The sequence below is a fragment of the Bacillus inaquosorum genome, from assembly GCF_023238325.1.
In the GTDB taxonomy this organism is placed as follows: Bacteria; Bacillota; Bacilli; order Bacillales; family Bacillaceae; genus Bacillus; species Bacillus inaquosorum.
In genome coordinates, this window is the sequence record NZ_CP096592.1 from 1,137,816 (window position 1) to 1,158,769 (window position 20,954).

Consider the following 20,954-nt stretch of genomic DNA (forward strand, 5'->3'; position numbering starts at 1 on the left):
TGGAACGGGTTTTTTTCATTAGACGGAGCTCATCCGTTTTGGTTGCATCTAAAAATGAAAATGTGATAAAAAATCCAAGAATTTTTTTTCTTTCTTATTTTCATAAAGGGCGATTGCGTAAGCGCCGGCATAGGGCAGCTGTACAGATTGATAAGGGATTTTGATCATCTGATTCTCTGCCAACTCACGCTTTACCGTAGATAAGGGCAGAAATGAAACCCCGAGTCCTTCCTTGATAAACCGTTTCGTTATATGTGTTTGTGTGACTTTCATTGTTCTCACAAATGGAAATGTCACTCTGACCTGACGGAGCAAGTCGTCCCAGTAATCAGGATGATTGTGGGTCAAAAGAAGGTATTGCTCGAGCACCTCTTTGGCATCAATTTCTTTGTCTGCCATGAAACGCTGATCGGGCGGGGCAACAAGGACAACAGGGTCTTTATATAAGCAGTGGCAGGTTAAAGAGGAAGACTGCACCTTTAAACAGCTCAGTCCGATATCTGCTTCCCCGGCTTTAATCAGTGACGCGATTTCTGCCGATTCAAAAATCGTTACCGCCATTTCTGTTTCTGTATTCATTGCTGTGTACCGCTTCATGACAGACGGAAGCACAGTATCTGCGATAAGCGGAGAAACCGCGAGCTGTAAGGTTTGACAGTAGCCTTGTCTCACTCTGTGAAGCTCTGCCATGCTGTTTTCGTAATCATCAAGAAGCCTGAGTGCATACGGCAAATAAGCCCTGCCTTCATCAGTCAGCTGGATCTTTCTGCCTTTTCGCTCGAACAGCTTGCAGCTGATTTCTTTTTCTAATTGCTTAATATGCACGGTCACAGTAGGCTGAGATAAAAAAAGCGTTTCCGCTGTTTTTCGGAAGTTTTCATATTTCGCAGCGGTCACAAAGGTGTGTAGCCATTTGAAATCCATTTCTAATCTCCCTCTGATTAATAATTTTAATTAATTCCCTTTAAAATATTCAATATTTTTTAAATATTATATTTACTATAATAACAGAAAAGGATAGGGGGAATACAAATGGTACATTACGGATTAAAGGGAATTACATGTGTAGAAACATCTATCAGCCATATTGATGGCGAAAAAGGCCGCCTGATTTACAGAGGGCAGCATGCTAAAGACATCGCCCTGAATCACAGCTTTGAAGAAGCGGCTTATTTAATTTTATTTGGGAAACTGCCGTCATCTGAAGAATTGCAGACATTTGAAGAGAAGCTTGCTGCGGAGCGGCATTTGCCGGAACACATAGAGCGCTTGATTCAGTCACTGCCAAACAACATGGACGATATGTCGGTGCTGAGAACGGTTGTTTCAGCATTGGGGGAAAATGCGTACACGTTTCATCCGAAAACAGAAGAAGCAATTCGGCTGATTGCAATCACGCCTTCCATCATTGCGTACAGAAAACGATGGACGCGAGATGAAAAAGCAATTGCGCCATCTTCCCAGTACGGACATGTCGAAAACTACTATTATATGCTCACAGGTGAACAGCCTTCAGAGGCAAAAAAGAAAGCGCTTGAAACATATATGATTCTGGCCATGGAGCACGGCATGAACGCCTCCACTTTTTCTGCACGTGTCACATTATCTACAGAGAGTGATTTAGTGTCAGCTGTCACTGCTGCTCTCGGCACGATGAAAGGCCCGCTGCACGGAGGCGCTCCTTCTGCGGTGACCAAAATGCTTGAAGACATTGGAGAAAAAGAAAATGCTGAAGCTTATCTGACAAAAAAACTCGAGAAAGGAGAGCGCCTGATGGGGTTCGGCCATAGGGTGTACAAGACGAAGGACCCGCGGGCAGAAGCTCTGAGACAGAAAGCAGAAGAGGTGGCCGGCAATGACCGCGACCTTGATCTTGCACTGCACGTAGAAGCAGAAGCGATTCGTTTGCTTGAAATCTACAAACCGGGACGCAAGCTATATACAAATGTTGAATTTTATGCGGCTGCTGTGATGAAGGCGATTGATTTTGACGATGAATTGTTCACACCGACCTTTTCAGCAAGCCGAATGGTAGGGTGGTGCGCCCATGTGCTGGAACAGGCAGAAAACAACATGATTTTCCGCCCGTCAGCGAAATATACAGGTGCCATTCCTGAAGAAGTTCTTTCATAACATATTTTGCTGTTTATTCGCTTCTATGACGTGGTAACGTTCAGTATCAACCACATGTCTAGGAGTGAAGAATATGAACCCAATGGACAGACAAACAGAAGGGCAAGAGCCGCAGCATCAGGACAGACAGCCGGGCATTGAGTCACAAATGAATCCGCTGCCTCTGTCAGAGGACGAGGATTATCAAGGAAGCGGAAAACTGAAAGGAAAAGTCGCGATCATTACTGGGGGCGACAGCGGAATAGGGAGGGCGGCAGCGATTGCGTTTGCTAAAGAAGGGGCCGATATCTCCATTCTTTACTTAGATGAGCATTCTGACGCAGAGGAAACGCGTAAACGGATCGAAAAGGAACATGTCCGCTGCCTGCTTATCCCGGGAGATGTCGGGGACGAGAACCATTGTGAACAAGCTGTGCAGCAAACAGTGGACCATTTTGGTAAACTCGATATCTTGGTGAACAACGCTGCTGAACAGCATCCGCAGGACAGCATTCTAAATATTTCAACAGAACAGCTAGAAAAAACATTTCGCACAAACATTTTTTCCATGTTTCATATGACGAAGAAAGCTTTGCCCCACCTTAAAGAGGGGAGTGCCATTATTAATACGACATCGATTACCGCTTATGAAGGCGATACGATGTTAATTGATTATTCCAGCACAAAGGGTGCGATTGTCTCCTTTACGCGGTCCATGGCGATGTCCCTTGCGGATAAAGGCATCAGAGTGAATGCGGTGGCGCCTGGTCCAATTTGGACACCGCTTATTCCGGCGACATTCCCGGAGGAAAAAGTGAAACAGCATGGCTTGGATACCCCAATGGGAAGACCGGGACAGCCGGTTGAGCATGCAGGCGCCTATGTCCTGCTGGCGTCTGATGAATCTTCCTATATGACAGGTCAGACCATCCACGTAAATGGCGGCCGTTTTATTTCAACATAATGAAACGAAAAACCAGCATGATTGCTGGTTTTTTTGCGCGGTAAGATATTTCAAAATAAAAAAATTGTCGATTTTTCTAAAAATTTTGTTTTCATTTTTGTGATTTTATATATAATATTGAGTAGGAGAAAGGAATGATTCGCCACTGGTACAAATAGAATAGAAAAAAAGAAAAATGACCATTGTCACTCATGAATTCAGAAAATTCAAATAAAATATATAAAAATAGATAATTAGTCTAGGAGTTGAAGGGGAATGAAAGGGAGCGTATTTAGGAAGAAAAGCATTCAGGATTTACTCGCTGCGACGAGCGGTGAAAAATCTTTAAAAAGAGAATTAGGGGCATTCGACTTAACATTGCTTGGAATAGGAGCCATTATTGGCACAGGGATTTTTGTACTGACGGGAACAGGTGCAGTCACGGCTGGTCCCGGACTAACCGTTTCATTTGTTGTAGCGGCGCTGGCTTGTTTATTCGCTGCCCTGTCTTACGCAGAATTTGCTTCAAGTGTGCCTGTTTCTGGTTCGGTGTACACATTCACTTATGCGACTTTGGGAGAGCTTATGGCCTTCATTATCGGGTGGGATTTAATTTTAGAGTACATGCTGGCGGTAAGCGCGGTGTCAGTCGGCTGGTCTGGTTATTTCCAATCGTTTTTATCAGGGCTCGGCATTCATCTTCCGGTTGCTTTAACAGCGGCACCTGGGGCGGTAAAAGGTACATTTACCATTTTTAATCTGCCTGCATTCGTGATTGTGATGGCGATAACGTTTTTGCTTTATTTAGGGATCAAAGAATCAAAAAGAGTCAACAACATCATGGTTATCTTGAAAGTGCTTGTCGTTCTGCTGTTTATCGCGGTGGCAGCCGTTTACGTGAAGCCGCATAACTGGCAGCCGTTTATGCCGATGGGCTTTGGCGGCGTATTCAGCGCAGCGGCGCTCGTATTCTTTGCTTTTATCGGATTTGACGCTGTATCCTCTGCTGCGGAAGAGACAAAAAATCCTGCGAAGGATCTGCCTAAAGGCATTATTTTCTCTTTATTGGTTTGCACGGTTTTATATGTCACCGTATCAGCGATCATGACAGGGGTTATCCCGTTTGCCCAGTTTGCGGGTGTGGATCATCCGGTTTCTCTCGTCCTTCAAAGCGCCGGGCAAAACTGGGTGGCAGGCATCATTGATATTGGCGCCGTTTTGGGAATGACAACAGTTATGCTTGTGATGCTTTATGGACAGACACGCGTCATGTTTGCCATGTCGCGTGATGGACTGGTGCCGGGTTCACTTTCTAAGGTGCATCCAAAGCACAAAACACCTTATGTAGCCACTTGGTTTTTCGGAACGATGTCGGCGCTTCTAGGCTCACTTGTTCCGCTGGATGAACTTGCAAAACTGGTAAACATCGGAACGCTGTCAGCGTTTGTGCTGATTTCTGTGGCAGTTATTGTTTTGAGAAAGAAACAGCCGGATCTTCCGAGAGCTTTTAAATGTCCAGGGGTTCCGGTTATCCCAGGCCTGGCGATTCTGTTCTGCCTGTTCTTAATTTTAAATCTTGGATGGGTGACGATTGTCCGCTTCCTTGTGTGGCTGTTAATCGGCTTGGCAATCTATTTCCTGTATTCAAGAAAGCATTCAAAATTAAATCAATAATCTTGTGATTAAGAGAGCGGCCATACAGGCCGCTCTCTCTTTTATGTTCTTGGCAAATGAATATATAGAAATGAAGACAAAAATAAGAGATAATATAGGCTGGAAAGGAAGTGACGTTTATTGTCTGAGCAAAAACCAGTCCAATGGGCTTCGAAAATCGGTTTCGTCATGGCAGCCGCCGGCTCGGCTATCGGCTTAGGCGCGATATGGAAGTTCCCTTATGTAGCGGGGACCAATGGAGGAGGCGCCTTTTTTCTTATCTTTGTGTTATTTACCATTCTCTTGGGCTATCCGCTTTTAGTGGGAGAATTTATTTTTGGAAGACGGAACCAGACGAATGCCATTGATGCATATAAAAAAGAAGCGCCGAGAACAGCTTGGTTTCTTACAGGATGGATCGGCGTGGCCGCATGTTTCTTAGTGCTGTCGTTCTACAGTGTAATCGGAGGATGGATTTTGCTATATATAGTGAAAACAGCGTCAGGATCACTGTCAGGGCTTACCCAAGCACAGTATGGCGCTCTTTTTGCTTCTATTATTCAAAATCCTATGCAGACACTCGCGGCTCAGCTTGTTTTTATGGTGCTGACTGTTATAGTAGTCGCCAGGGGTGTTCAAAAAGGGATTGAACGAGTCAGTGCGGTGATGATGCCGATTTTGTTTTTACTGTTTATTCTGCTCGTTCTTCGGTCTCTCACACTTAATGGTGCGATGGAAGGCGTAAAATTTTTGCTTGTGCCTCATTTCGGCGATCTGACTCCGGAATCCATATTATTCGCGCTGGGACAAGCCTTCTTTACGTTAACACTGGGGGTTTCGGTGATGGTGACTTACAGCTCCTACTTGCCGAAAACACAAAACGTCCCACGCTCGGCAGCCTCCATTGTCGTGATGAATATCATTGTGACTCTATTGGCGGGCTTGGCCATTTTTCCGGCGGTTTTCTCATTCGGTTTTCAGCCAAATGAAGGTCCGACATTGCTGTTTACAGTGCTTCCGGCTGTTTTTGAACAGCTTCCGTTCGGCACCTTGTTTTTTATCGGCTTTCTCGTTGCGTTTTTATTTGCAGCCTTAACCTCCGCTTTTTCGATGGTTGAAATTATTGTGGCTACGATCGGAAAAGGGGACGAAAAGAAGAGAATAAAACTGTCATGGACGAGCGGGCTTTTGATCTTCTTGGTCGGAATCCCTTGTTGCTTGTCTTATGGTGTATTGAGCGATGTACACATGTTTGGTAAAACGTTTTTTGATATTGCCGATTTTACCGTCAGCAATGTTTTGATGCCATTAGGCGCTCTGTTAATTTCTCTTTTTATCCCGCTGAAAATTCCGAAACAAGAGCTCTTGGCAGAAATGAGAAACGGATCAAATGCAAGTAAAGCATTCTTTTATACATGGTTTTATTTGCTTCGTTTTATCGTGCCGCTGGCAATTATTATTGTATTCTTAAATTTAATCGGTATTTTATCATTTTAAACAACAGGCTCCGTTCCCGGAGCCTGTTTTGTTTAACAAGACGAGATCAGCGGAGTCCACGCCGTTTTCAGTTTTTTGATACCGAGCCTAATGTCCTCTTCTGACAATCCGCCATAACCGATTAAAACAGAAACAAATGGCGGCTGCCCTTTATAAGAGGGAGATACGGGATAGATGGTTACGCCATTGTCGGCGGCTGCTTTAATTGCTTCTTCCTCATTTGCTGGAAACAAAAGCCGCAGCACGATATGAAGCCCGGAGTTTTTTCCGAGAACTTCAACGCTGTTTCCTAGTTCAGACCGTATGGCTTCTAACAGGACAGCGTGTTTTTTTCGGTATAAGGCTCTCATTCTGTTTACATGTTTTTGCCACTCTCCGCTTTCGATGAAGTCCGCCAGTGCCATTTGCGAGTGGGAAGAGACCGTTTGCTTCATTAAATGAGCGTTTTTTCCGACCGATTCCATCAGCGCGGGAGGCAAAATCATGAAGCTGAGCCGCAAGGCAGGCAGCAGTGATTTTGAAAAAGTGCCGAGATAGATGACTCTACCATTCGGATCAAGCCCTTGCAAAGACGGAATGGGCTGGCCGCTGTAGCGAAATTCTCCATCGTAATCATCCTCGATAATGAACGAGTGTGCTTCTTTTGCCCATGCCAGAAGCTCCTGTCTGCGAGCTATCGTCATAATGGTCCCTAGTGGAAACTGATGCGAAGGAGTTGTATACACGAGGTGCGGATTCCGGCGTTTAAGCTCACCCGGCAGGACGCCTTCTTCATTAGAACAAATAGGAATGACAGTCATGTGATTTGCTTCAAACATCCTTCTTGAACGGTGAAATCCCGGTTCTTCAAAACCGATTTTTGTTCCGCGCCCAAGCGTAAGACAAAGAATTTGCAGAAGTACGGTGGTTCCTGCGCCGATGATGATCTGGCCGGGCTCGCAATTTACTCCCCGAGACAGCTTGACAAAATGGGCAATCATCTGCCTGAGTTCAGGTTCTCCTAGAGGATCGCCAGAGGTGTGGAACGATCCGGAATAGCGGTCCAGACTTTTTACTATGCTTTTTCTCCATGCGTTAAAGGGGAAGTGTACCGGATCAACATTGCCTTGATGAAAGTCAATAGCAGGTGCGTTTTCTTCATGTATGACCGGTTGCGTAGACTGCTGAAAATGTACAGGAGCCGCTGGGAAGTCTGCTTCTACTCCCGCCGCGAACCAGCCGACTTTTGGCTTGCTTTTGACATAGCCCTCAGCAGTTAATTGCTCGTAAGCACGTTCGATTGTTGCCGTACTGACACCGAGCGAGCCGGAGAGCATGCGTTTTGACGGAAGCTTTGTTCCCTTCGTTATTCTCGCATGTGAAATTTCTTGTTTAAAAAAGGTATAAAGCTGCTCATACAGCGGTATTTTGCTTTTTTTATCAAGAAACGGCGTGATATCCATCGTATATCTCCTTTATATCTGGCATGGTCATTTTTTCTGATATTGGCTATTTGGCAAATGCCATTTATTAGCTATGATCATTGTAACGAAAGGAAAGGGGATTGAGAAGATGATACATATGAAACAACTAACCACGAAAGAAGAATGGGCCGAGTCGTTTCCGGTAATGAGTGAATTGAGAACAGAACTGGATGAAGAGACGTATTTACAAAGGCTTGAAGCCTGTGTGCGGAAAGAATCGTATATGCTGTTTGCCTTATATGAGGATACAGCAATCAGGGCGCTGTGCGGCGCGCTGCCGAGGGTTTCCATTCATAAAGGAGAGCACTTATGGATTGCAGATCTTGTGACAACCGCGCCTTGCCGATCAAAGGGATACGGCAAAATGCTTTTGGATTATGCCGCAGACTGGGCGAGAAAAGCCGGATTTGGCTCTGTCAGTCTTTCATCTGGCCTTCAGCGTAAAGACGCGCACCGATTTTATACAGACAAAATGGGTTTTACTATAGAAAGCTACTTGTTTCGAAAGCCAGTGTAATGAAAAAAGACGCCTCTTCAGGCGTCTTTCTTTTAAAAGCCAAACTGTAAATTGGTATCAACAGATACAATGGTATACACACAAATAATTACAAAGAGATTAAGGACGACGCCGAGCAGGCCGGGGCCTGTGCGCCCTCTCTTGATGAAGAGCTCAATAATGCCAAACGGAACGGCAGCCATGGCGAACGGAAGCATTTGATAGGAATAAATTGTGACGTTGCTGATAATCGCCAAATTCAGCAAGAGCAGGGACAGAATCGCTGTCCCGACTGAAATCCAGCCGAATACATTGTGTTCTTTAAAAATTCTTACCAGTTCCATAATTCCACCTCGCCGACATTCGCTGATTTTACAGATTTGTTTTTCAGCATGCGTTGGATTTCCTTGGTTGGTCCTGTAACGACCGAACCGTATACATTGACACCGTTTTTCTCTACATAATCCAATCGGTTATCCACTTTCAGGTCTTTTCGTTTTGAAATGACCTGTGCCCATTTTTCATGCTTGGACATGAATGTCAGGGCGTTGATAAACTGATCGCCATTTGATTTGCCTTTTGAATTAAGCGCAGCCAAGAACTTTGAATCCTTTCCAGGATAGCCAAGCGGCTCTGCGTATACTGTATCGTTTGTGTTTTTCTCTGTTTCGATTGCATTCCATAAAAAGCTCACATCATAGCCTTTGAACTTGTTATACACTTCTTTTGTCGGGTATGCGCGGTCATATGAGAGGTAGACCTCGGATACAGTTCCTTCAGGCAATGTCTTTAACGTTTTTTCTGCTTTTGCGGTTGTTTGTTCTGACGCACTTGATGGGTGTGTAAAGTAATGGCCGGTTTTATGCACTTCTAGGTCATAGTAGTTAACGGCCGGCGCTTTCACTTTATTATAAAACATCTCAACCCGTTCATTCCCTACTGCGACCGTCTTCGTACCGATCTGCTTTTGCAGCGGGAATTCCGTATTCATGCCAAACAGCTTCACTTGGCTTTTCAGTCCGGATGTATCGACAAGAACATTCGGCATAGTTAGGGCTACAGTGACTGCGGCGGTTTCCATAAACTCATTGCCGGTGCTGTGTTTTCCTCCCATTCCGTAATAGAGGTAGCTTCCCAGCGTACAAAGCGGCAAAATCATCAATGTCGAAATGACGGCAAGCACAGAAATTCGCAAATAAGACTTGCGCTTGCCGTAGGCTAAAATCGCTTTTTGTTTTTCAGGACTGATGCTGACATCCCAATCGTTATCGTCCTGCAGCTCGCTGTCAATCAATTCCAGATACACTTCGAGCTTCTCAAGTTCTTCCTCAAATGCGGTCATTTCCTGGTCGCTCATTTCCCCGTTTTTATATTGATCAAAACGCTTTTTAAATTCTTCATTCATCATTAACACCTCTATTATAAAGTGCTTTCAGCCGCTGTCTGGCACGAAATAAAACACTTTTAAAATTCGCCTCTGAAATATTCATAATATGGGATGCTTCTTTGTAATTTAACTCTTTTAAATAATATAGCGTTAAGGCCTCCCGATAATTATCGGGGAGCTCGGACATATAACCAGTCAGCACTTCCTTTATCTCTACCTGGTGGGCAGGGCTCTGAACAGCATTTTGAAAGAGGCTTCCGATCAAGTCATCAGAAATGGTTACTTCTTTCTTATGCTTTCTGACGTAATCAATGAAGGCGTTTCGCGCCACTTGAAAAAGCCAGGGCTTTACTTTGCTGTGATCATAGGAGTGAATGTGTATGTATGCCCGCATAAAGGTTTCCTGCAGCAAGTCTTCGGCAAGATGCTTGTCTTTTGTCATGGAGAGCAGGAACCTGTAAACATCATTCATGTACATTTGGTAAATTTCATCGATCGTCACTGCCTTTTCTCCCCTCTATCTTATACACGTATAAGAAAGGTTTAAAGTTGCACATTACGTGCAAACGGCTTTTTTATACCTAATCAAACACCATTTATATATAGTAACCAAAAATGGCCGCAAAAGATAGTACCGAGAAATGTTTAACATTTTTGCCAGCGGGGAAAAGATAGTGAAAAAGTGAAGGAGTGGCACAATGGAATATACCAGTATAGCAGACACAGGAATCAAAGCCTCCAGAATCGGCCTCGGCACATGGGCGATTGGCGGAACCATGTGGGGAGGCACGGACGAAAAAACATCAATCAAAACAATCCGCGCCGCTCTTGAACAGGGGATCACACTGATTGACACCGCGCCGGCTTACGGCTTCGGGCAGTCCGAGGAAATCGTCGGGAAGGCGATAAAGGAGCACGGCAAAAGAGATCAGGTGATTCTCGCAACAAAAACGGCTCTGGACTGGAAGAACAACCAGCTGTTCCGACATGCGAACAGAGCGAGAATCATAGAGGAAGTCGAGAATTCTTTGAAACGGCTTCAAACGGATTATATTGATCTTTATCAGGTGCATTGGCCTGATCCGCTTGTGCCAATTGAAGAAACGGCTGAAGTCATGAAGGAATTATATGACGCCGGGAAAATCCGGGCGATTGGCGTCAGCAATTTTTCAGTTGAGCAAATGGATACATTTCGCGCCGCTGCACCGCTTCATACGATTCAGCCGCCATATAATCTGTTTGAAAGAGAAATTGAAGAGAATGTACTACCGTATGCGGAAGACAAACAGATCACAACATTATTATACGGCAGTTTATGCAGAGGGCTGTTAACAGGCAAAATGACCGAAGAGTATACATTTGAGGGCGACGATCTGCGAAATCACGATCCGAAATTCCAGAAGCCCCGCTTTAAAGAATATCTTTCTGCTGTCCATCAATTGGACGAGCTGGCGAAGGCACGTTATGGAAAATCAGTGATTCACTTGGCCGTCAGATGGATCTTAGACCAGCCGGGGGCGGATATCGCTCTTTGGGGGGCAAGAAAGCCTGAGCAGGTTGAGGCGGTATCTGAGATTACAGGCTGGACACTGAGCAGTGAAGATCAAAAAGACATCAATACCATATTGGAAAATACGATATCAGACCCGGTCGGGCCGGAGTTTATGGCACCTCCGACCAGGGAGGAAATATAACAAAAGCTGAGGGCGAATCCTCAGCTTTTTCGCGTTTTAACCGGAGAAATCATAAAAATTAGTACCAGGTAATAAAAAATGTTGTTATAATAAGTAACAGAAAGAATCATTGATTACGACAAAGGAAGTGCGATATGTATAAGTTTTGTGCTAATGCTTTAAAAGTTATTCTTTCTCTTCGCGGAGGAGTGAAGGTGTATAACAAAGAAAACCTTCCGGCCGATTCAGGTTTTGTCATCGCGTGTACACACTCTGGCTGGGTTGATGTGATCACACTCGGAGTCGGGATTCTTCCTTATCAAATACACTACATGGCGAAAAAAGAGTTGTTTCAAAATAAATGGATCGGTTCGTTTCTGAAGAAAATTCATGCCTTTCCGGTAGATCGGGAAAACCCCGGGCCAAGCAGTATTAAAACACCGATTAAGCTGCTGAAAGAAGGAGAGATCGTCGGTATCTTCCCAAGCGGAACAAGAACCTCTGAGGACGTGCCTTTGAAAAGAGGTGCGGTAACGATTGCGCAGATGGGGAAAGCGCCGCTCGTTCCCGCTGCTTATAAAGGACCTTCGAGCGGAAAGGAATTGTTCAAAAAAGGAAAAATGAAGCTTATTATCGGTGAACCTCTTCAACAGGCTGATTTTGCCCACCTGCCGTCAAAGGAAAGACTCGCAGCAATGACAGAGGCTTTGAATAACAGTATTAAAGAGCTTGAAATGAAGCTGGAGCAGTTATAAACCATCATTACTTTCACGCACTGGTTTCCCGATTGTTTATAAGTTCCTCGGCAATTAGCTATACTAATTGAGGAACTGATTATTGGGAAAGGTTACGGAAAATGAAAAAAATCATTGTAGTAGGGGCTGGGATTTTAGGAGCGTCAACAGCATATCAGTTAGCCAAAATGGGGGCTGAGGTTCTTGTTATAGATCGGAAAGATAAGGGACAGGCCACCCATGCGGCGAAAGGCATTATTTGTCCATGGCTGTCACCTAGGAAAAATGAGGCGTGGTACAGGATGGCGAAGGCAGGAGCGCACTTTTACCCCTGTTTCATAGAGGAGCTTAGAAAAGAAGGCGAGAAAGAAACGGGTTATGCTCCTGTTGGTGCTCTTAGTGTACATCACGAGAAAGAAAAGATAGAGAAAATTGAAAAAAGGGTGCAGGAACGTAAACTAGATGCCCCGGAAATCGGTGAGATTTCCTTTCTTTCTGAAATGAAAACCGCTGGCATGTTTCCGATGCTGGCTAAACGGTACCATTCCATTCATATAAGCGGAGCAGCCCGAGTGGATGGTGAAGTGCTGAGAGATGCATTAGTTCGTTCTGCTCAAAGAATGGGAGCCGTTTTTTTAACAGGCGATGCCAAGCTTCAATATCATTCAAAACGAGTGACAGGCGTAACCGTCGGTGATGAAAGTTATGCTGCTGACGAGGTGATTGTTTGTGCCGGTGTATGGGCAGACCAATTGCTGGCACCTTTAGGCATTCACTTCAAAGTAAGCGTGCAAAAAGCGCAAATCATATATGTGCAGGTTCCGGCCGCAAACAATATGGAAAGCTGGCCTGCTGTGATGCCGCCTTCTAAGGAATATCTGTTAGCTTATGCTGACAAGAGAATGGCCATCGGAGCGACTCGTGAAGATAACATAGAAGGACATGATGTACGGATAACGGCCGGCGGGCTGCAGGAGTTGTTGAACAAGGGGTTAGAAATGGCTCCTGGTTTAGAAAACAGCACCTTTCAGGAGGCAAGAGTCGGTTTACGCCCTTTTACCCCAGGTGATGTGCCGGTGATCGGACGTCTTCCCGGCTGGGACGGGATAATAGCAGCAAATGGGCTTGGATCGTCAGGATTGACTATGGGGCCCTATATGGGGCAACAGCTGGCGAAGCTGGCTCTCAAAATGGATGTAGATATCAATTTAGAGGATTATGATATAAAAAAAGCAGCAGAAGTTCATTGAACATCTGCTGCTTTTTGGTGTTTATTTGTTTGACAATGACAGCTGATCCTCTGGCAGTGCTTTGAGTGAACCGTCATTATTTAACACATTACGCCATGTATAACGCGGTTCATAACCAAGGATCTTTTTCGCTTTATCAATTGCCATCAGCGTTTCATATCCTTTTATATCTCTTTTTAAAGAGACATCCGGGAAAAACCGCTTAACTAAGTCTTCGCTCGGTTCTTTCATGATGGTGTCCGGCGCAGTAATATGGAAGACATCGTTTCCGAGATTGTTTTTTTCGACTGCAAGAAGGCAAGCTTGTGCAGCATCTCTGACATCACAATAGGCCCATGCATTTTTCTTTTGTATATCTTTTTGCTGCTCGTTCCAGTGCATGCCAGGGATTTTTTCGTACTCATCAGGCTCGTATATATTCGCAAAACGGAGGGTGACGATTTGTGTATTGGTAAGTTTTGAATACATGTCTGAGAGGATTTCAGTCAGCCGTTTTGCCATGGCATAAGATGATTTTACGATCGTCGGGTGCTCCTCATCTACAGGAAGATAGCTGAGCTCTTTCGGGACAAACGGATATCCCAGCACCGTTTCACTTGAAGCCCATACCAGCTTAGGGATTTTAAAATCTTTACAGGCTTCCAGGACATTAAAATTGACGAGCATATTATTTTCAAATATCGCCTGGGAGGTATTCCTGACATCGGTCGGAATATTCCCAAGGTGGACCACAGCATCACAGCCCATAATAAGCTGACATACCTGGCCATAATCCCGCAAATCTGCTTGAATAAATTTTTTCGATGCTGATTCTTCTCTTAATAACCGATCTGACGCTGTTACATCATGGCCGGCCTCCAATATTGCTCTTACGGCCCACCGTCCTATTTTACCCGCTGCTCCAGTTACCACTACTTTCATGTTTTCACTCCTTTTTCTCGCTTTTAAATGAGATCCAGTCCCCTGATTAGAATTCCCGAGGATTACCGTTTTATTAGCAGCAGTTTTCATAGGAGAAGAATAGGAATGTTAAGACAAAACATAATAAAAAAGACACCTCAATAAAAGGTGCCTTTTTATATTACGCTTCTTTCGGTTCTCCAGCTTCGATCAGCTCTTCTGTCGCGAGCTTTTTCACTTCAATGTAAGCGACGTGGTGGCCGTCGATTTCGTTGATGATAAATTCGCAGCCTTCTTCGATGATAGAATCGTCTTTTTCAACATCGTATTTTTGGGTAAGGAACCATCCGCCGATTGTATCGACTTCTTCGTTCTCTAAATGAATGCCGAGCAGGTCGTTTACTTGGTCGATTAACACTTTTCCGTCAAGAATATAATGGCCTTCGCCGATTTTGCGAATTTCGTTAATTTCATCAATATCAAATTCATCGCGGATTTCGCCGACAATTTCTTCAATGATGTCTTCAACCGTTACGAGCCCGGCAGTCCCGCCGTATTCATCAGACAGGATGGCCATGTGGACCCTTTCTTTTTGCATTTTGACAAGCAGATCTTGGATCGGCGCAGATTCAATGACATGAATGATCGGGTTGACGAATTGTGAAATCGTGGAATCAACTGATACCTCGCCGCTGATGCAGGCGGTCAGCACTTCTTTAATATTAATAACCCCGATAATGTTATCCTTATCGCCCTCTTCCACAGGGTAGCGGGTATATTTTTCAATCTGAATGATGTCCATCATTTCAGAAATTCTTATATCATGCGGAAGGCTGACAATTTCGGTCCGCGGAATCATAATTTCCTTCGCGAGCCTGTCGTCAAATTCAAAGATTTTATTCACATATTTAAACTCTGACTGGTTAATTTCACCGCTTTTATAGCTTTCAGACAGAATGATGCGCAACTCTTCTTCAGAGTGAGCCAGTTCGTTTTCTGAAACGGTCTCCAGGCCAAATGCTTTTGTCAATAACCGTGCGGAATTGTTCAAAAGCCAAATGAACGGAAACATAATGCGGTAAAACCAAATCAGCGGTTTCGCAAACAGCATAGACACTGCTTCCGCCTTTTGGATAGCGACTGTCTTAGGTGCAAGTTCTCCGACAACAACGTGCAGGAACGTGATAATGGCATACGCAAAAATAAACGATATGACATGTGAAAGGGAACCTGGAACGTTTAATTGTACGAAAAGCGGATGAAGCATCCTTTCAATCGTTGATTCACCTAAAACCCCTAATCCAATGGAAGTCAATGTAATTCCGAGCTGACACGCAGATAAATATTCATCAAGATGCGTGGTCACTTTTTTTACGGCTATTGCTGCTTTATTTCCTTCCGCGATCAGCTGATCAATCCGTGAGCCTCTGATTCTGATAATGGCAAACTCAGATGCCACGAAAAATGCCGTCAGGGCGATTAAAACAGCGACAAAAATCAAATTCACTATGTCCAATTAGAACCTTCATCCTAGCAATGAGAATGAAGGTAACACCTCCTGTTAGATAAAATGGTTTTAACTTAACAGCAGCATAAATGATTGGAACACGGCGAGCTTTTCGGGCGGGAGCTTGCTTTTCAGCTTGTCACGCTCCTCGGGCTTCAGCCGTTCAAACCGATGCAAGATTCCGGAGATGTTTTGATTCATATGATCAATTTCTAATGCCAGATTTCCAATTTCATCATCAAGTTTAGCTGAAGAGGGAAACTGGTTCTCCAGTCGATCTTTAATATCGGACAGGGCCAATCGCTGCTTCTTGCAATCTACAATAAATATGAGTCGTTTTAGTGCGTTTTCATCGTAGTAACGGTAATTTGAACAGGATCTGGCCGGCGTAAGCAGACCGAGATTCGTATAATAATCAACTGTTCGTTTCGTTACTCCGGCAAGTGCCGCTAGTTCACTGATACGATATGTCTCAGCCCCATCTATATCCCTCCCAACCATCACGTTATAGTTATGAGAATAGTTTAATATATGAACGGTGTCTTGCACAAGTTTATTGTTTTTACAGACGTATACTGGAAGTTGTGGAATTCATATTCTGATTGAAGTAACATAGAAAGATAGAATTTTCAAATTTTTTATGCGGAAGGGACAGATGAAATTGGCTGGGTTATCCCGGGAAATTGAAGAAAACTTAAATAAAGGATCATGGATCCGCAAGCTGTTTGATGAAGGCGCAAGGCTGAAGAAAGAGTTCGGGGATGACCAGGTATTTGATTTTTCAATCGGAAATCCGGTTGTTGAACCGCCTGAAGCTTTTAAGAGAGCATTAATAGAGGAAGCTGCCAAAGGCAATCACGGATACATACAAAATCAAGGGCTTCCGGCAGCAAGAGAAAAAGTAGCGCAATTTCTGGGGTCACGTTTTGAAGCCGAGTTCTCGGCGGAACGAGTCGTCATGACGGTAGGCGCAGGCGGCGCATTGAATGTCGCGTTAAAAAGTATCGTAAACCCGGGTGAAGAGGTTATTATTCTCGCACCTTATTTTGCCGAGTATAAATTGTATATTGAGAACTACGGGGGAAAAGCTGTAAGCTGCCCGTTGACGTCCCGGTTTGAGATTGATATTGAGGCGGTGAGACAATCGATTACCTCAAAGACGAAAGGGCTGATTCTCAATACACCTCATAACCCGACAGGCACTGTTCTCAGCCAGAAAAATATAGATGATTTAGGCGCTTTATTAAAAGAAATAGAAGAGAAGAGCGGACAGACGATTTATGTGCTGTTTGATGAACCGTACAGTCAATTAATCTATGATGAAGAGCTGGCAAATCCGTTTCAATCGTATCATCGTGTGATTTTGGCGAGCTCATTCAGTAAGGATCTCGGCATAGCCGGAGAGCGGCTCGGGTATATCGGATTAGACAGCAAGATGCCGGATGTCGCCCTTCTGATCAACGCTTTTGTGTTCTGTAATCGAACGCTTGGATTTGTGAATGCGCCTGTCATGATGCAGCGGGCTGTGGCAAGAATGGATGATTTAAGAGTAGACGCAAGCGCTTATAAAGAGCGCAGGGATTTAATGGTCGGCATTTTAAAAGAAGCCGGTTTTGAATTTGAAATGCCGAAGGGCGGTTTTTTCATATTTCCGAAATCGCCAATTGAAGATGAAGTCGCATTTTGCGTCCATGCCGCCCAAAAATACAAATTATTAATCGTTCCGAGCAGCGGTTTTGGAATGAAAGGGCACTTCCGTTTATCCTTCAGTGTGCCGATCGAGCAGATTAAAAACTCACGGGATATTTTCGTTTCTTTATATAAAGATTTTGCTTAGGAAAAAAAAGAAAAAGAAAACGGCTTTGAGTGCTGTTTTCTTTTTTCATATTCACGTTATCTCTCCTTTTCCAATCCAAACAGCCTGCTCCATAATAAAAGTCTAAAAATTAAAAATCATTTTTGGAATGAGTTGTGTTACAATAAAATATACAATTTATAATCAAACTTTGACTTGGAGGTGGTATGATGGGGCCCTCTGCTTAGGCAACAATACACCGCGTACCTCAATGTTAAGGAAAAATGATTATATCAGGAGGTGACTCCTTATCCTTTGATGAGAGGATAAGGTTAAATGGACGATATTGACAGTCTGATTTTAATTGGCGTGCTCATTGCTTTAACCGCGTTTTTCGTTGCAAGCGAGTTTGCGATTGTTAGAGTAAGGAGATCCAGAATTGATCAGCTTATAACGGAAGGAAACAAACGGGCGATACTCGCAAAGCGTGTCATTACAGATTTGGATGAATATTTATCCGCATCCCAGCTGGGCATTACATTGACATCAATCGGACTCGGCGTGCTGGGGGAGCCGGCATTTGAACGGCTGCTGCAACCATTGTTTGAACCGCTCGGCCTGCCGGAATCGGTTTCTCATGCAGTCTCTTTTGCAGTCGCGTACGCCTTGATCACGTTCCTGCACGTTGTTGTGGGCGAACTGGCCCCGAAAACGGTCGCGATTCAAAAGGCAGAACAGCTGACCTTGCTGATAGCGGGTCCATTGCGTTTATTCTATTTGCTCCTGTTTCCGTTTATTTGGATCCTCAATGGATCGGCGCGGCTTTTATGCGGCATGTTCGGTTTAAAGCCTGCGTCAGAACATGATGGTTCCCATTCTGAGGAAGAACTTAGAATGCTGTTGTCTGAGAGTTTAAAAAACGGAGAGATTAATCCGTCTGAATATAAATATGTGAATAAGATTTTTGAATTTGATAATCGGATCGCCAAAGAAATTATGATACCGCGGAAGGAAATGGCCGCTGTATCAACAGAGATGACGATGGCCGAGATGCTTGAAGTCATGCTGAAGGAAAAATACACGCGCTGGCCTGTGACAGACGGGGACAAAGACAGTGTCATCGGTTTGGTCAATACGAAGCATTTGTTTTCTGATTTGCTGTTTATGACAGAAGAGGAACGAATGAAGATGACGATTCATCCGTATGTGCGGCCCGTAATCGAAGTGATTGAAACCATCCCGGTTCATGATTTGCTGATTAAAATGCAGCGCGAACGCATTCATATGGCCATATTGTCGGATGAATACGGAGGGACCTCGGGACTTGTGACGACTGAGGATATTCTTGAGGAAATTGTCGGCGAGATCAGGGATGAATTTGATGAAGATGAACAGCCGCTGATCCAAAAGCTTGGCGACCGCCATTATGTGATGGATGGAAAGGTTCGAATCGATCAGGTGAACAGCCTTCTTGGCGCATCAATTCAAGAAGACGTCGATACGATCGGCGGGCTGATATTGAAAGAAAACATCGATATTGAGGCTGGTGAATCCATCCGCATCGGTTCATATACGATAAAGGTGCTGAAGATGGACGGCCGCTTAATCAAGCAAATCGATATAAAAGAAGAGGCTGGCAACACAATCGGGGTTACTGCGCACCATACGCTGCCGATGCCCGAGCCTGTGATGCTGAACAGTGCAACCTTGAGCGAGAAATAAGCTCAAGGTTTTTTTTACGCTGCGATTGTCCAGCCGCACCAAAATGCCAAAAGCGACCCGCAAAGCGTCAGGGCGATGTACAGGATGCTTTCCATTACGCGTTTGGCCAGCAGGAGCTGAACACTTTCAACACTGAAAGTGGAAAAGGTCGTAAAGGCGCCAAAAAATCCCGTGCCGATGATGAGGGAGGCCGAAGCATTCGTAACGTGAAGCCCTGTAAACATTCCGAGCCCGAGAGCTCCGAGAATATTAACTGTTAATATGCCAATGGGCAGGCTGAGGCCTTTGGTTTTAGCGGTTATGACATTGCCAAGCCAGAAGCGCAGCATCGCACCAAGTCCGCCCGCTATGAAGATACCCGCTAGTGTCATCTTTCCTGCAGCCCCTTTCTTTGCTGAATGCCTGCAATGCGCCGTCCCGCCAGAACGCCAATCAGAGCAAGAACGATTCCTGATATCAATGAGACTGCCATATACAAAACAGCCAGTGAGGATTGTGTTTGCAAAAGCATCACCGTTTCTTTAGAAAATGTGGACATTGTTGTAAAGCCGCCGCAAAAACCCGTGCCTAAAAAAGCCGACAGCAGAGGCCGTTTTGCCCTGACCATAAAAAAGCCGGTCAGAATGCCTAATAGAAGGCTGCCTGCCGCGTTTTCCAGCCAGGTTGCTGCCGGGAACGGACCGGTGTGCATCCACATGTTTAATCCGTATCGGAGGCAGGCGCCAAGCGCGCCCCCGATAAAAACCGCGCTATATATTTTCATGTTTGCCATCCTTTTTGATGAAATCCGGGTAGTCTGTTACGATGCCGTCCACGCCCATGGCTTGTAATTTTGCTGCTGCCTTTTGATTATTGACAGTCCATGCAAATACTTTTAAGCCGCTTTTATGGGCGGAAGCGATCATCAGCCGGTTGAGTCGTGTGTATTTTATATTGACATAGTTTGCGATAGATTGGCAGGCCTTCAGCTGATTTCTGGACAGCATGCCGAAATTGGGCCTTGTAATGACTGCTGTCGAAATCGATGGATAAAGCTCGCGGAACCGCTGGACGGAGCGGAACTGAAAGGATTGGACAATATTATTAATAGAAAAAGAAAATTGCCCTAACAGCTGTCCCACTTCTTCTTCAATTCCGACTTGAGATGAATGGCCTTTTAATTCAATTAAAAGGCCGATTTTTTTGTGGTAGCGCTTGAGCACCGCTTCCAAGGTTGGAATACGCTCTCCCTGAAAAGCGGGGCCGTACCAGCTTCCTGCATCGAGCTTCTGTAATTCCTCCAATGTAAAATCCTTAACAAAACCCGATCCGTTTGTTGTTCGGTCAACCCTGTCATCGTGTATCACAACAATCTGCCTGTCTTTAGTAAGCTGGACATCCAGTTCGATCATATCTGCATTCATTTTCACCGCAAGGTCAAAGGCGGAAATCGTATTTTCCGGAGCGTAGCCGGATGCTCCGCGATGGGCAATGGTGTACAAGCTCAGTCAGCTCCTCGTATGGGCATTTCTGTTATTGTATCAAATCCATATATGCGCGGCGATACAAACTGGTGAATTTTTTCTGCCAGATCGGAATCGTCCGGGCTGAGCGTTGCGTATAACTAAAAAAAGACACTCAGCGTATCAGAGCATATTTCGGCAGAAAATTAGGTCTTTCGACATGTTCACAACAAATTCTGATCCTTTATAATAGCAAAAAAGGAGGCGAGATCATGGGAAAAGGGAGAATTAGAGTGGAGGAAAGAATTAAAGCCGAAACGGATGCTGAAATGCAAAAAGCAACTCTCCTTGATCAGACACAAACGAAAAAAAGTAAGTGA

At 44.6% G+C, this 20,954-nt stretch carries 22 protein-coding genes; 11 read left to right on the plus strand and 11 right to left on the minus strand.

Going from position 1 to position 20,954, the window contains the following annotated elements; all coding sequences use genetic code 11:
* Positions 1–48: 48 nt before the first annotated feature.
* Positions 49–924: a transcriptional regulator CitR gene (gene citR, locus M1M80_RS05410; protein WP_019257903.1), complete on the minus strand. Its 876-nt coding sequence runs from the start codon at positions 922–924 to the stop codon at positions 49–51.
* Positions 925–1,032: 108 nt separating this feature from the next.
* Here citR and citA point away from each other — a divergent pair, with 108 nt between their 5' ends.
* The 4 genes from citA to M1M80_RS05430 all read left to right on the plus strand — a co-directional run bounded on the left by citA (position 1,033) and on the right by M1M80_RS05430 (position 6,205).
* The gene (citA, locus tag M1M80_RS05415) at positions 1,033–2,133 is read left to right on the plus strand and encodes a citrate synthase CitA (RefSeq protein ID WP_003239567.1); all 1,101 of its coding nucleotides are present in this window, start codon (positions 1,033–1,035) and stop codon (positions 2,131–2,133) included.
* Positions 2,134–2,206: 73 nt separating this feature from the next.
* On the plus strand, positions 2,207–3,076 hold the full coding sequence (locus M1M80_RS05420; protein ID WP_060398261.1) for an SDR family oxidoreductase: 870 nt from the start codon (positions 2,207–2,209) through the stop codon (positions 3,074–3,076).
* Between the two features lie 255 nt (positions 3,077–3,331).
* Positions 3,332–4,729: a branched-chain amino acid transporter BcaP gene (gene bcaP, locus M1M80_RS05425; protein WP_003239563.1), complete on the plus strand. Its 1,398-nt coding sequence runs from the start codon at positions 3,332–3,334 to the stop codon at positions 4,727–4,729.
* A gap of 120 nt (positions 4,730–4,849) precedes the next feature.
* Positions 4,850–6,205 carry a sodium-dependent transporter gene (locus M1M80_RS05430; RefSeq protein WP_060398262.1) on the plus strand — a complete coding sequence of 452 codons (1,356 nt, stop codon included), beginning with the start codon at positions 4,850–4,852 and terminating at the stop codon, positions 6,203–6,205.
* A 32-nt stretch (positions 6,206–6,237) separates the two neighbouring features.
* On the opposite strand, the gene pdxR is transcribed toward M1M80_RS05430, so the two are convergent.
* Positions 6,238–7,647 (minus strand): MocR-like pyridoxine biosynthesis transcription factor PdxR, encoded by a 1,410-nt coding sequence (gene pdxR / locus M1M80_RS05435; protein WP_060398263.1) that lies wholly within the window; start codon positions 7,645–7,647, stop codon positions 6,238–6,240.
* 109 nt (positions 7,648–7,756) lie between these two features.
* Here pdxR and M1M80_RS05440 point away from each other — a divergent pair, with 109 nt between their 5' ends.
* Complete coding sequence (locus M1M80_RS05440; protein ID WP_019257909.1) at positions 7,757–8,185, plus strand: GNAT family N-acetyltransferase; 429 nt, start codon at positions 7,757–7,759, stop codon at positions 8,183–8,185.
* Between the two features lie 32 nt (positions 8,186–8,217).
* Here the strand turns inward: M1M80_RS05440 and M1M80_RS05445 are convergent, their stop codons facing one another.
* The 3 genes from M1M80_RS05445 to sigM are packed head-to-tail and all read right to left on the minus strand — an operon-like array spanning position 8,218 to position 10,053.
* Positions 8,218–8,508, minus strand: a complete 291-nt coding sequence (locus M1M80_RS05445; protein ID WP_003239559.1) for a hypothetical protein — start codon at positions 8,506–8,508, stop codon at positions 8,218–8,220.
* Positions 8,496–9,572, minus strand: coding sequence for an anti-sigma factor (locus M1M80_RS05450; protein ID WP_080428982.1), 1,077 nt, complete (start codon positions 9,570–9,572; stop codon positions 8,496–8,498). Before M1M80_RS05450 ends, M1M80_RS05445 begins: the two co-directional genes overlap by 13 nt.
* Complete coding sequence (gene sigM, locus M1M80_RS05455) at positions 9,562–10,053, minus strand: RNA polymerase sigma factor SigM (RefSeq protein ID WP_003224177.1); 492 nt, start codon at positions 10,051–10,053, stop codon at positions 9,562–9,564. The genes M1M80_RS05450 and sigM overlap by 11 nt, the downstream gene beginning before the upstream one ends.
* A 196-nt stretch (positions 10,054–10,249) precedes the next feature.
* On the opposite strand from sigM, the gene akrN reads away from it, so the two are divergent.
* The 3 genes from akrN (at position 10,250) to M1M80_RS05470 (ending at position 13,208) form a co-directional block, all read left to right on the plus strand.
* Positions 10,250–11,245: an aldo/keto reductase AkrN gene (gene akrN, locus M1M80_RS05460; protein WP_060398265.1), complete on the plus strand. Its 996-nt coding sequence runs from the start codon at positions 10,250–10,252 to the stop codon at positions 11,243–11,245.
* A gap of 134 nt (positions 11,246–11,379) precedes the next feature.
* Positions 11,380–11,979 (plus strand): 1-acylglycerol-3-phosphate O-acyltransferase, encoded by a 600-nt coding sequence (locus M1M80_RS05465; RefSeq protein ID WP_019257912.1) that lies wholly within the window; start codon positions 11,380–11,382, stop codon positions 11,977–11,979.
* 101 nt (positions 11,980–12,080) lie between these two features.
* Complete coding sequence (locus tag M1M80_RS05470) at positions 12,081–13,208, plus strand: NAD(P)/FAD-dependent oxidoreductase (RefSeq protein WP_060398266.1); 1,128 nt, start codon at positions 12,081–12,083, stop codon at positions 13,206–13,208.
* A gap of 21 nt (positions 13,209–13,229) precedes the next feature.
* Here M1M80_RS05470 and M1M80_RS05475 read toward each other — a convergent pair whose 3' ends face one another.
* The 3 genes from M1M80_RS05475 to cueR form a co-directional block, all read right to left on the minus strand.
* Complete coding sequence (locus tag M1M80_RS05475) at positions 13,230–14,129, minus strand: NAD-dependent epimerase/dehydratase family protein (RefSeq protein ID WP_003239553.1); 900 nt, start codon at positions 14,127–14,129, stop codon at positions 13,230–13,232.
* A gap of 160 nt (positions 14,130–14,289) precedes the next feature.
* Complete coding sequence (locus M1M80_RS05480) at positions 14,290–15,624, minus strand: hemolysin family protein (protein ID WP_003239552.1); 1,335 nt, start codon at positions 15,622–15,624, stop codon at positions 14,290–14,292.
* Between the two features lie 60 nt (positions 15,625–15,684).
* On the minus strand, positions 15,685–16,116 hold the full coding sequence (gene cueR, locus M1M80_RS05485) for a Cu(I)-responsive transcriptional regulator (protein WP_003239551.1): 432 nt from the start codon (positions 16,114–16,116) through the stop codon (positions 15,685–15,687).
* A 154-nt stretch (positions 16,117–16,270) separates the two neighbouring features.
* Between cueR and M1M80_RS05490 the strand changes: the two genes are divergently transcribed.
* Together M1M80_RS05490 and M1M80_RS05495 are read left to right on the plus strand one after the other, a co-directional pair.
* Entirely contained in the window at positions 16,271–17,452 is a 1,182-nt protein-coding gene (locus M1M80_RS05490; protein WP_060398267.1) for a pyridoxal phosphate-dependent aminotransferase, read from the plus strand.
* A 294-nt stretch (positions 17,453–17,746) separates the two neighbouring features.
* Positions 17,747–19,132 carry a hemolysin family protein gene (locus M1M80_RS05495; RefSeq protein WP_060398268.1) on the plus strand — a complete coding sequence of 462 codons (1,386 nt, stop codon included), beginning with the start codon at positions 17,747–17,749 and terminating at the stop codon, positions 19,130–19,132.
* Positions 19,133–19,146: 14 nt separating this feature from the next.
* On the opposite strand, the gene crcB is transcribed toward M1M80_RS05495, so the two are convergent.
* Genes crcB through M1M80_RS05510 form a run of 3 tightly spaced genes read right to left on the minus strand, consistent with a single transcriptional unit; the run spans position 19,147 to position 20,613 of the window.
* Positions 19,147–19,503: a fluoride efflux transporter CrcB gene (gene crcB, locus M1M80_RS05500; protein ID WP_060398269.1), complete on the minus strand. Its 357-nt coding sequence runs from the start codon at positions 19,501–19,503 to the stop codon at positions 19,147–19,149.
* Positions 19,500–19,895, minus strand: a complete 396-nt coding sequence (locus M1M80_RS05505) for a fluoride efflux transporter FluC (protein ID WP_003239540.1) — start codon at positions 19,893–19,895, stop codon at positions 19,500–19,502. The genes crcB and M1M80_RS05505 overlap by 4 nt, the downstream gene beginning before the upstream one ends.
* Positions 19,882–20,613, minus strand: a complete 732-nt coding sequence (locus tag M1M80_RS05510) for a glycerophosphodiester phosphodiesterase (RefSeq protein WP_060398270.1) — start codon at positions 20,611–20,613, stop codon at positions 19,882–19,884. Before M1M80_RS05510 ends, M1M80_RS05505 begins: the two co-directional genes overlap by 14 nt.
* Positions 20,614–20,846: 233 nt before the next feature.
* On the opposite strand from M1M80_RS05510, the gene M1M80_RS05515 reads away from it, so the two are divergent.
* Positions 20,847–20,954 (plus strand): YhdX family protein, encoded by a 108-nt coding sequence (locus M1M80_RS05515; RefSeq protein WP_003224203.1) that lies wholly within the window; start codon positions 20,847–20,849, stop codon positions 20,952–20,954.